Origin of the sequence: Frankia sp. AiPs1, from assembly GCF_023716945.1 — a bacterium.
Classification (GTDB): domain Bacteria; phylum Actinomycetota; class Actinomycetes; order Frankiales; family Frankiaceae; genus Frankia.
On the sequence record NZ_JAMQQF010000177.1, the window covers coordinates 1 to 10,961 of the forward strand.

8 protein-coding genes and 1 pseudogene are annotated in these 10,961 nt (G+C 70.4%); 3 read left to right on the top strand and 6 right to left on the bottom strand.

All coding sequences use genetic code 11. The features are described from left to right. Positions 1–4: 4 nt before the first annotated feature. A complete protein-coding gene (gene uvrA / locus ND748_RS16405) occupies positions 5–2,935 on the bottom strand; it encodes an excinuclease ABC subunit UvrA (RefSeq protein WP_251746675.1) in 2,931 nt (976 codons plus the stop codon). Between the two features lie 320 nt (positions 2,936–3,255). Between uvrA and ND748_RS16410 the strand changes: the two genes are divergently transcribed. Then, complete coding sequence (locus ND748_RS16410; RefSeq protein WP_251746676.1) at positions 3,256–3,990, top strand: MBL fold metallo-hydrolase; 735 nt, start codon at positions 3,256–3,258, stop codon at positions 3,988–3,990. A 426-nt stretch (positions 3,991–4,416) separates the two neighbouring features. Here the strand turns inward: ND748_RS16410 and ND748_RS16415 are convergent, their stop codons facing one another. Then, positions 4,417–5,163, bottom strand: a complete 747-nt coding sequence (locus ND748_RS16415; protein WP_251746677.1) for an SDR family oxidoreductase — start codon at positions 5,161–5,163, stop codon at positions 4,417–4,419. A 140-nt stretch (positions 5,164–5,303) separates the two neighbouring features. On the opposite strand from ND748_RS16415, the gene ND748_RS16420 reads away from it, so the two are divergent. Beyond that, a complete protein-coding gene (locus ND748_RS16420; protein ID WP_251746678.1) occupies positions 5,304–5,864 on the top strand; it encodes a TetR/AcrR family transcriptional regulator in 561 nt (186 codons plus the stop codon). Between the two features lie 373 nt (positions 5,865–6,237). Here ND748_RS16420 and ND748_RS16425 read toward each other — a convergent pair whose 3' ends face one another. After that, positions 6,238–6,954 carry a dihydrofolate reductase family protein gene (locus tag ND748_RS16425; RefSeq protein ID WP_251746679.1) on the bottom strand — a complete coding sequence of 239 codons (717 nt, stop codon included), beginning with the start codon at positions 6,952–6,954 and terminating at the stop codon, positions 6,238–6,240. After that, complete coding sequence (locus tag ND748_RS16430; protein WP_251746680.1) at positions 6,954–7,115, bottom strand: hypothetical protein; 162 nt, start codon at positions 7,113–7,115, stop codon at positions 6,954–6,956. The genes ND748_RS16425 and ND748_RS16430 overlap by 1 nt, the downstream gene beginning before the upstream one ends. 264 nt (positions 7,116–7,379) lie before the next feature. Between ND748_RS16430 and ND748_RS16435 the strand changes: the two genes are divergently transcribed. Next, a complete protein-coding gene (locus ND748_RS16435; RefSeq protein WP_251746681.1) occupies positions 7,380–9,905 on the top strand; it encodes a serine/threonine-protein kinase in 2,526 nt (841 codons plus the stop codon). 46 nt (positions 9,906–9,951) lie between these two features. On the opposite strand, the gene ND748_RS16440 is transcribed toward ND748_RS16435, so the two are convergent. Further along, positions 9,952–10,605, bottom strand: coding sequence for a hypothetical protein (locus ND748_RS16440; protein ID WP_251746682.1), 654 nt, complete (start codon positions 10,603–10,605; stop codon positions 9,952–9,954). Between the two features lie 39 nt (positions 10,606–10,644). Further along, positions 10,645–10,961, bottom strand: a pseudogene (locus tag ND748_RS16445) (hypothetical protein); the annotation flags it as partial.

The window sequence follows — 10,961 nt, forward strand, 5'->3', positions numbered from 1 at the left end:
CCCCTCAGCGGGCCGCCGCCTCAGCGAGCCTGCGCCGCCGAGCGCCGCCCCCACCGCCGGTCTCGACAGCCGACACGCCGGCGGCCGGGACCCGGTCGCCGAGGATCTCCCGAAGGAAGGCCGCGGTGTGGCTCTCCTCGACGGCGGCCACGGTCTCGGGCGAGCCCTGGGCGACGACCCGACCGCCGCCGGTGCCGCCCTCCGGCCCCATGTCGATGATCCAGTCCGCCGTCTTGATGACGTCGAGGTTGTGCTCGATCACGATCACCGTGTTGCCGGCGTCGACGAGCCGGCCTAGCACCCCGAGCAGCTTGCGGATGTCCTCGAAGTGCAGCCCGGTCGTCGGCTCGTCGAGGACGTAGACGGTCCGGCCGGTGGAACGCCGCTGCAGCTCGGAGGCGAGCTTGACCCGCTGCGCCTCGCCGCCGGACAGCGTCGGCGCGGACTGGCCGAGACGGACGTAGCCGAGCCCGACGTCGTTGAGCGTGCGCAGGTGACGGGCGATCGCCGGCACCGCGGCGAAGAACTCGGCCGCCTCCTCGATCGGCATGTCGAGAATCTCGGCGATGTTGCGGCCCTTGTAGTGGACCTCCAACGTCTCCCGGTTGTACCGGGCGCCATGGCAGACCTCACACGGCACGTACACGTCCGGTAGGAAGTTCATCTCGATCTTGATGGTGCCGTCGCCGGAACAGGCCTCGCAACGCCCGCCCTTGACGTTGAACGAGAACCGGCCCGGCAGGTACCCGCGCACCTTGGCCTCGGTCGTCTCGGCGAACAGGCGACGGATGTGGTCGAACACACCGGTGTAGGTCGCCGGGTTGGACCGCGGGGTGCGCCCGATCGCCGACTGGTCGACCCGGACTGCCTTGTCGAGCTGGTCGAGGCCACTGACGGTCCGGTGCCGGCCGGGCACCTCGCGCGCGCCGTTGAGCTTGTTGGCCAGCACGGCGGCGAGGATGTCGTTGACGAGGGTGGACTTGCCCGACCCGGACACCCCGGTGACGGCCACGAAGCAGCCCAGCGGGAACGAGACCGTGACGTCGCGCAGGTTGTGCTCGCGGGCGGCGTGCACCGTCAGCGCCCGCCCCTTCGTCGGCGCCCGGCGGATGTCGGGCACCGGGATCTGGCGCCGGCCCGAGAGGTAGGCGCCGGTCATCGACTCCTCGCTGGCGAGCAGCTCCGCCACCGGCCCGGAGACGACGACCCGCCCACCGTGCTCACCCGCACCGGGGCCGATGTCGACCACCCAGTCGGAGGCCCGGATGGTGTCCTCGTCGTGCTCGACGACGATGAGCGTGTTGCCCAGGTCACGCAGCCGCAGCAAAGTCTGGATGAGTCGGCGGTTGTCCCGCTGGTGCAGCCCGATCGACGGCTCGTCGAGGACGTAGAGCACCCCGACGAGGCCGGAGCCGATCTGGGTGGCCAGCCGGATGCGCTGCGCCTCCCCGCCGGCCAGGGTGCCGGCGGCCCGGTCGAGGGAGAGGTAGTCGAGCCCGACGTCGAGCAGGAACGTCAGCCGCGCGTCCACCTCCTTGAGCACCCGCCCGGCGATCGCCTGCTCCCGCTCACTGAGCTCGAGCCCCCGCAGGAACTCGGCGCACTCGCCGATCGCCATGCCCGAGACCTCGGCGATGGAGCGGCCGCCGACCGTCACCGCCAGCGACTCGGGCTTGAGCCGGGCCCCGCGGCAGGCCGGGCAGGGCACGTCGCGCATGTAGCCCTCGTACCGTTCGCGGCTGCTGTCCGACTCGGCCTCCCGGTGGCGACGGCCGATGAAGCCGATGACCCCCTCGAACGAGGTGTAGTAGGAGCGCTTGCGGCCGTAGCGGTTGGTGTAACCGACGTGGATCTCGGTCTCGCCGCTGCCGTGCAGCACCGCCTTGCGGGCCCGCTCCGGCAGCCCCTCCCACGGGGTGTCCATCCGGAAGGTGAGGTCGTCGGCCAGGGCGGTGAGCAGCCGCTCGAAGTACTCCTTGTTGTGCCCACCGGCCCACGGCGCCACCGCCCCCTCGGCCAGCGAGAGCGTCGGGTCGGGCACGACCAGTTCCGGGTCGACCTCCTTGCGGGTGCCGATGCCGCTGCAGTCGGGGCAGGCTCCGTAGGGCGAGTTGAACGAGAACGAGCGCGGTTCGAGCTCCTCGAAGGACAGGTCGTCGTAGAGGCAGGCGAGGTGCTCGGAGTACATCCGCTCGCGCTCCGGGTCGTCGGCGGGCCGGTCGACGAAGTCGACGAGCACGAGGCCGCCGCCCAGGCGCAGCGCCGTCTCCACCGAGTCGGTCAGGCGACGCTTGGCCGACTCCTTGGCCGCCAGCCGGTCGACCACGACCTCGATCGTGTGCTTGCGCTGCTTCTCCAGCTTCGGCACGTCGGTGAGCGCGACGACGGTGCCATCGACCCGGGCCCGGGCGAATCCGGAGCTCTGCAGCTCGGCGAACAGGTCGAGGTACTCGCCCTTGCGTCCGCGGACGACCGGCGCGAGCACCTGGAAGCGGGTGCCCTCGGGCAGCTCCAGCAGCCGGTCGACGATCTGCTGCGGGGTCTGCCGGGAGATCGGCCGCCCGCATTTCGGACAGTGCGGCCGGCCGGCGCGGGCGAACAGCAGACGCAGGTAGTCGTACACCTCGGTGATCGTGCCGACGGTGGACCGGGGGTTGCGCGAGGTCGACTTCTGGTCGATGGAGACCGCCGGGGACAGCCCCTCGATGAAGTCCACGTCGGGCTTGTCCATCTGGCCGAGGAACTGGCGGGCGTAGGCCGACAGCGACTCCACGTAGCGCCGCTGGCCCTCGGCGAAGATGGTGTCGAAGGCGAGGCTCGACTTGCCGGACCCCGACATGCCGGTGAAGACGATCAGCCCGTCGCGGGGCAGATCGAGATCGACGTCGCGGAGGTTGTGCTCACGCGCGCCACGCACGACAAGACGGTCGGCCATCGTCGATCCCTCATGATCTTCCGGAAAATCGGACCTGGGCGAGTGTGGCCATGCTACGGATGGGGTCCGACAGTTTTTCCACGGCCGGTCGCCGGCGCCGCCCGCCGGGCACCCGCTCGAGGGTCGGAGTCACGGCCGTCACCTGCCGGAAGGCAACGACCTGCCCGGAGCGGGTGTTCCGCACCCGGCGTGGTCTCGCGCCGGCCCACGGGTGTCGACGACCCGCCGGGCGCCGACAATCAGGTCAGGTGGACGCGACGCCCGAGCAGACCCAGCAGCCCGCCCGGGAACCAGCCGTCCGCCCGGAGAGGGGAGCACCCATGAGCGACGCCCACGGCGACAAGGCCGGCGCGACCACCACCGGTGGCGATACCGAGCAGGACGCCTACACCGGGAAGGACGGCTACACCGGGAAGGTGACCGTCGGCGGCCCGGCGGACACCCGGACCCTGCCCGGCCTGACCGTGACCAAGGTCGCGGTCGGCCCGGCGGACAACAACGCCTACCTGCTGCGCTGCCCCGTCACCGGGGAGCAGCTCCTCATCGACGCCGCGAACGAGGCCGACACGCTGCTGCGGCTGGTCGGCGACGCGGGCCTGGCCACGGTGGTCACCAGCCACCGGCACGGCGACCACGTGCAGGCGCTCGCCGAGGTGGTGGCCGCCACCGGCGCGACCACCGTCGCCCATGCCGACGACGCCCCGCAGATCCCCGTGCCCACCGTCCGGGTCGTGCGCGACGGCGACGAGATCACCGTCGGCCGGGCGACCCTGCGCGCGATCCACCTGGTCGGCCACACCCCCGGCTCGATCGCGCTGCTCTACGACGCCGACCCCGCCGCCCCGCACCTGTTCACCGGCGACTGCCTGTTCCCCGGCGGTCCGGGCAACACCTTCGGCAACGCCGACGCCTTCGTCACGCTGATGGACGACCTGGAGCGCAAGGTCTTCGGCCCCCTGCCGGACACCACCTGGATCTACCCCGGCCACGGCTTCGACTCGACCATTGGGACGGAGCGGCCGCACCTGGCGGAGTGGCGCGCCCGCGGCTGGTGACGAGCCCGGCGGCGCAGACCCGCTCCCATACCGCCCTGCCAGGAGGAGCCACGCTGCGGCTCGGATCAGGAGCTACCGATTCCCGGAGACAGTCGCCGATAGCGTCGGCCACCAGTCCGCGTGGCTGGCCACAACTTCCCGGAAGCAAGGAGAGCACTCATTGAGCCGAAAAGCAAATGAAACGCCCTCCGGCCTCCTACCTGCCGATGCCGGGTCGGTAGGGACGACCGTGGAGGCGAAGGTCGGCCAAACGACTACCGAACACCAACCATCGCTACAGCTCAACTGAAATGACGTGGAATCCGATCGGTGCCTTCAGGTTGCAGCGGCTCCACCTTGGCTGCTTGTCGCCACGAATGTTAGCCCCACCCGATCCGGCTCGATGTCGTCGCGCAATTCCTCGGGAATTGGCATCGTGGTCGGTGGTCACGCACCGAATCCACCGTCGATATTCAGGCTGGAGCCGGTGATATAGGCGGCGTCGGGCCCGGCGAGGTAGGACACGAACGCGCCGACCTCGGCCGCGGTCCCGAACCGGTCCGTCGCCATGACTCCGAGCATGGACGACGCGGCGGGCCCGTCGGCCGGGTTGGCCTCGGTGTCGACCGGGCCGGGCTGGATGTTGTTGATGGTAATTCCGCGCGGGGCCAGCTCTCGTGCGAGCCCGCGGGTCAGGCTGGCCAGCGCACCCTTGGTCATGGCATAGATCGACCCGCCGGGGAACGGCATGCGGTCGGCGTTGATGCTGCCGATGTTGATGATCCGTCCGCCGTCGCCCAAGTGCGCCAGCGACTCGCGGATAGCGACGATCGCAGACCGCACGTTGATCGTCAGCATCGAGTCGATCTCCTCCATCGTCAGGTCGGTGATCGCGGTGAAGCTGCCGACGCCGGCGTTGTTGACCAGGATGTCCAGGCCGCCGAACCGCTCGACAGCCTGCGCGATAGCAGACACGACGTCCTGCTCGTGCATGCTGTCGGCGTGGATCGCGTGCGCGACGCCCCCCGTCGCGACGGCCGCGGATGCCACGGCCTCCGCGCGATCCTCGGAACTTGCGTAGGTGAACGCCACCTTCGCGCCGTCGGCCGCCAGCCGAGCGACGATGCCGGCGCCGACGCCCCTGGATCCCCCTGTCACCAGCGCGGTCTTGCCTTCGAGCGGTCCTGCTGTCATGTGCGGTGTCCCTCCGATCGAGTTATGGAGCGTCCCCTCAATAATTCGCACCAGCGGCGTCAGTTGTCAAACTTGAGGGTTCACTCAATAATCGGTAGAGTCAGGGCATGCCCAGGCCGAGGAAGTTCGACGAGCAGGCCGTGCTCACCGCCGCGAGAGCCAGGTTCTGGCGCGACGGCTACGCGGCCACTTCGGTCCAGGACCTCACCGACGCGACAGGCCTGGGGACACAGAGTCTTTACGGAGCGTTTGGCAACAAGCACGATCTGTTCATCCGAATTCTGGACGACTACTGCACCAATCAGTACGCCGGGCTTGAGGCCGCCATCACCGCCGACCCCAGCCCGTGGCACGGGCTCACCTCCGCTGTCACGTTCGAGGACGACGGCCGCCTTGACCTGCCGCCGCAAGGCTGCCTGCTGGCCAACAGCGCCGCGGCCCTGAGCACCCAGGACGAGCAGGTCCGAACCCGCTCGTGCCAGATCTACTCCGAGACCCTCGCACTGTTCGCCCGGCAGATCGCCCAGGCCCAGCAGAGCGGCGAGATAGACACCGGCATCGATCCGGAGCAGACCGCCCGGGCGCTGATCGCTGTCATGCAGGGAATCGAGTTCCTGCACAAGTCGGGCATCGGCGAGGACGAGCTACACCTCGCCAAAGCCGCCGCCCTGCAGCTGATCGAGCGCTCCGTCGCGCGCTGACGGAGCGCGCCTTCGCCTTCCGTTACCGCCCCAAACCGACCACGGCTGGGTGAACGGCGGACCGTCGAGTCGATACTCGACACCCCACCGGTCGCCGACAGAACCGGCTCACTACAGCTCGAAGGGCACGGCAAGGGCCGCCTCGGCGACGACGAGTCGCTTGAGTTCGTGGGCCAGTCCGGCGGGCACGCAGTCGGCGGTCGCGGCGTGGAAGCGCGACAGTAGGGCACGAGCGCGAGGAACGCACCCCGGCGCGCCCGGCCGGCGCACTGCACGCCGATGGGCCCGCGATTCCATCCTCGCCTACCCGAAGATGGCGTTGAACGCGGTACAGGCCGCGCTACAGCAGGCGAATTGTCCTGGTTGGCCTGGCTCAGAGGGTGTTGCCCACGGGGCGCCACGGCTCGGCGCCGGAAGTCTCGACACCGGGAGTCTCGACACCACCCGTGCTCCGGGTGAAGGTGAGATGCACGGTGCCGCCCTCCGCGGTCTCCGCTGCCACCGAGTAGTTGTGTTCGAGGCCGCGCAACTCGTCCCAGAGGCGGACGCCGCCGCCGAGGAGGATCGGGGCGATGGCGACGTGGAGTTCGTCGATGAGGCCGGCCCTGAGGAAGTCGCGGACCACCGTCGGGCCGCCGCCGATCCGGACGTCGAGCTCGCCGGCGGCGTCCGCCGCCAGCCGCAGCGCCTCCTCGGGCGTGGCCGACAGGAAGCGGAAGGTGGTACCGCCCGCCATCACGAGGTCCGGGCGCTCCTCGTGGGTGAGAACGAAGACCGGCACGTGGAAGGGCGGGTTCTCACCCCACCAGCCCCGCCACTCGGGATCGTTCGGGTGCACGTGCAGACCGAACTTGCCGGCTCCCATGATCTCGGCGCCGATCTCGACGAAGTAGTTCGCGGCGTAGGTGTCGTCGACGCCCGTCGTGCCCGCGCCGCTCGTGTCGCCGAGCACGCGTTCGCGGAAGGTGCGCGTGGCGGTGTAGGCGTCGACGAGCCGGAACCAGTCCTTGCCGAGTGGATCGTCGGGGGTTCCGTCGGTCGTCGACCCAAAGCCGTCGAGCGAGATGTTCAGGTCTGCGCGCACCTTCATCAGCGATCCAATCCCAGTGTTTGCACCGTGTAGGCACCGGGACCGGCACCGTCGTCGGCGGCGGCGAGCACCGTTGCTTCCGTGAGTTGCCCGCCGGCACGATCGAGGAGATCGCGTCGAACATCCTCCACCAGCACGCCACTGCGGTTGAGGGAGGACACACCTTTGAATTCCTGCCGGGACTACCGAAGCAGAGGCAGCGTGGCCACTGTGGACCAGGCATAGACCCGGTTGCCCCGGTTCAAGTCGCTCAACCGCACCTACGCCGCATCCTCGGCTTGGCGCTCACCCTCACGCAGAGTTGAGCCCTGGTCCCGTCCGGTGCGGACGTAGTTGTGACGTTTCGTGGCAGCTCGGTAGGCTTGCGCGGCCATGAGTGAGGCTGACGCGATCGAACGGCATGCCCACCCGCTGCGGGCCGTGACGTGATCGTCGGCCGGGAGCGGGTGGAGAAGGCCCTGCCCGGCTACACCGTGGGCGAGCGGTTGGGGTCTGGGGCGTTCGGGCTGGTGCTGGCCGGGCAGTATCAGCGGACGGGCCACCCGGTGGCGATCAAGGTGATGGAAGCCGAAGGCTCCGAGGGAGCCACCCTCGGTTTCGCCGCCGAGGCCCGGGTGCTGGGCGGGTTGAATCATCCCCACGTGGTGCGGGCTTTCGACTATGTCGAGGCTGAGGGCCTGTGCCTGGTGGTGATGGAGCTGTTGGCGGGGGGCACGTTGACCCGCCGGCGGGTGGGGATCGGCCCGGAGCAGGTGTGCGCAGTGGGGTTGGCGGTCGCCGCGGCGTTGGGGCATGCGCATGGGCGGGGTGTGCTGCACCGCGACATCAAGGCTGACAACATCCTTTTTGCCGCGGACGGGACCCCGAAGGTCGGTGACTTCGGGATCGCGAAGCTGTTCGAAGGGTCGGCGGCCACCGCCAGCAGCCGGGCCGGGACCCCGATGTACATGGCACCGGAGCAGATCGAGGGCGGTCGGCTGGGGCCGGCGACGGACCTGTACGCGCTGGGGGTGGTGCTGTACCACCTGCTTACTGGAGCTCCGCCGTTCGACTCGCGACAGCCGCTGCCGGTGCTGTGGCGCCAGCACCTGAACGACCCGCCCCCACCCATGGTCGGGATACCGGCGTCGGTGGCGGCGGTGGTGCTGCGCGCGTTGGCGAAAGCCCCCACCGACCGCTACCCCGATGCCGGCTCGTTCGCCCTCGACCTCGCCCACGCCGCCACCGAGGCCTACAGCGCGGGCTGGCCCACCCGCGCCCGGCTGCCGTTGCACCTCGACGACCACGTTCTGAGCGCCACCGACCCCCCGGCGCCTCCCCCTCGCGTGAGTGACAGTGAGGACGAGAAGACGGTCGACTCGGGAGCCGACGGCGGCGCTGTCATGCCGGACGCCGGGGGTGAGAACGGCGGACCGAGGCGGGCCCGGAGGCGGCGCGGGCAGGCACGACGGAGGGTGGCCCTGCCACTGACCGTGATGGCGGTGCTGGTGGTGGTGTCGCTGGTGCTCTGGCACATCACCGACGCAAGCAACCCCGGCCCCGACCTCGACCGGGGGGCGGTGTCACAGCAGTTGGCCGCCGCATCAACGAAGAAGGCCGCCGGCCAGCCTGACCTCGCCCGCCGGCTGGCGCTGGCGGCCTACCGCACCGCCCCCACCCCTCAGGCGCGCAACAGCGTGCTGCACCTGCTCGCCTTCACGAACCGGCCGCTGGCCACCCTCGCCGACGACCACGCTCGAGCATTCAGTCCGGATGGGCGGCTGCTCGCCAGCACCAGCGGCCAGGATTTCGTCTCCTCGCCCCTGGATCTGGGCACCGTCCAGCTGTGGAATGGCACCGCCCGCGGCGAAGTCCACACTCCGCTGACCACCTTCTCCGACGGCACTGACCACTTCGACACCACCATCGGTCCGGTGTTCAGTCCGGATGGGCGGCTGCTCGCCACCAGCGGCTGGAATGACACCACCGGTCGCATCGTGCAGCTTTGGGACACCACCGCCCGCGGCAAAGTCCACACTCCGCTGGCCACCTTCACCGGCCACACCGACTCCTTCGACGACGCCGTCTCCGCTGTGGCGTTCAGTCCGGATGGGCGGCTGCTCGCCACCACCAGTAACGACGGCACCGCCCGGCTGTGGGACACCACCGCCCGCGGCAAGGTGAACCAGTCGTTGGCCACCTTCACCGACAGCACCGTCCTCAGTGCCGTGGTGTTCAGTCCGGATGGGCGGCTGCTCGCCGTCAGCGGCTGGGGTGGCATCGTCCAGCTGTGGGACACCACCGCCCGCGGCGAGGTCCACACTCCGCTGACCACCTTCACCGGCCACATCGGCCGAGTCGGCGCCGTCACAGCCGTGGTGTTCAGTCCGGATGGGCGGCTGCTCGCCACCAGCGGTGAGGACGGCACCGCCCGACTGTGGGATACCACCGCCCGCGGCGAGGGCAACGCTGCGCTGACCACCTTCGCCGCTCACACCGACTGGGTCTCCGCGGTGACGTTCAGCCCGGATGGGCGGTTGCTCGCCACCAGCAGCCGCGACGGTACCGCCCGGCTGTGGCACACCATCGCCCGCGGCGTGGTGGACCGGTCGTTGGCGACCTTCAGGTTTGCGCTCACGCGCGTCTTCTGGGATGGCAGTGTGGTGTTCGACCGAGACGGGCGGCTGCTCGCCACCAGCGGCGAAGACAGCGATCCCCAATTGTGGGATACCACCGCGCGAGGCGAGGTGGACCAGTCGTTGGCCACCCTCACGGACGCTGCCGTCGGCGTGGTGCCCAGCCCGGATGGGCGGCTGCTGGCCACCATCAGCAGTGACAACATCACTCGGATATGGGATCTGGACCCCGACCGGTTCACCAAGACCGCCTGCGCGGAGGAGGCCAACCGACTCACCGCAGCCGAATGGAAGGCTGTGCTGCCCGACGTCGCGTACAACCCACCCTGCTCCTGACCGGGGGCGCTAGCATCGCGAGGTGCGGGCTCGCGGCCGCGCATCCTCAGGTCGCCAGCGCGAATTCCAGGGTTGCCTGCGCGAGGTCGCGCAGGAACCGGTCACGGTCGAAGCCGGCGCCATCGTCGGCCAGGTCTGGCGGCGGCGAGTTCATGAAGCTGAAGTGACCCGCGTTCGGCACGACGCGCAGCTCGACGTCGGCCGGCGCGCTCTTGAGCCGGATGGCCTGGTCGACGGGCGTGACGGTGTCCAACTCGGCGGCGTAGACCAGCATGGGTGCCGTCACCGCGGCCAGGGCGCCGGGGGCGGCGAACCAGCCGGTGGCGGGCGCGTACAGGGCGAGCCGGCTGACCCGGGGTTCTCGCGGCACGTCCAGCGGCGTGCCGTCCCGCTCCCAGGGCGTCGCTCCGGCCAGGCAGAGGGCCGCCCAGCCGCCGATGGAGTGGCCTACCGCCACGACCGCCGCGTCCCCCGCCGCGCTCTGGCGCAGCGCCTCGACCAACCCGACCGGACGCGCAAGCAACTGAGCCCTGTTCGGCGACTGCCCGACCATGCGCTCGAAGCGGGGCGCGATGACCTGGCAACCGTGGCCGGCGAGATGGTCGAGCAGCGGCCGGTGCCGCTGCGGGTCGCCACCTCCGCCGACGGCGAAGAGCACGACTCGCTCAGGCCTCGACGGGCCAAGCGTCAGGATGTCCACTTCACTCCTCCACCACCGGCCTCGGGCCCCCGGGAAGACTCAGCCGGGATCGACCTGGGCCGCTGCGGCATCGATCCGAACGGTACTGGTCCGGGCGACCTCCGTCTGAGCCGCATCCGTCCGGGCGACGTCGGTTCGGGCGACGTCGATTCGGGCGGCACCGAGCCGAGCTGGATCGAGCCGAACTGCATCGAGCCGAGCTGCAGCGGCCGGGGGGAGGTGGCCGAGGCGACGGCGGGTCGCGGCGGGGGCGGCGCGCCAGCGGGAGTGCACCGCTGGTTCCCAGGCCGGCCGGGCCAGGCCGACCGCGAGGCCGGCGAGGATCCCGGCGGCGCGGCGGGCGTCCTGCACCCGGC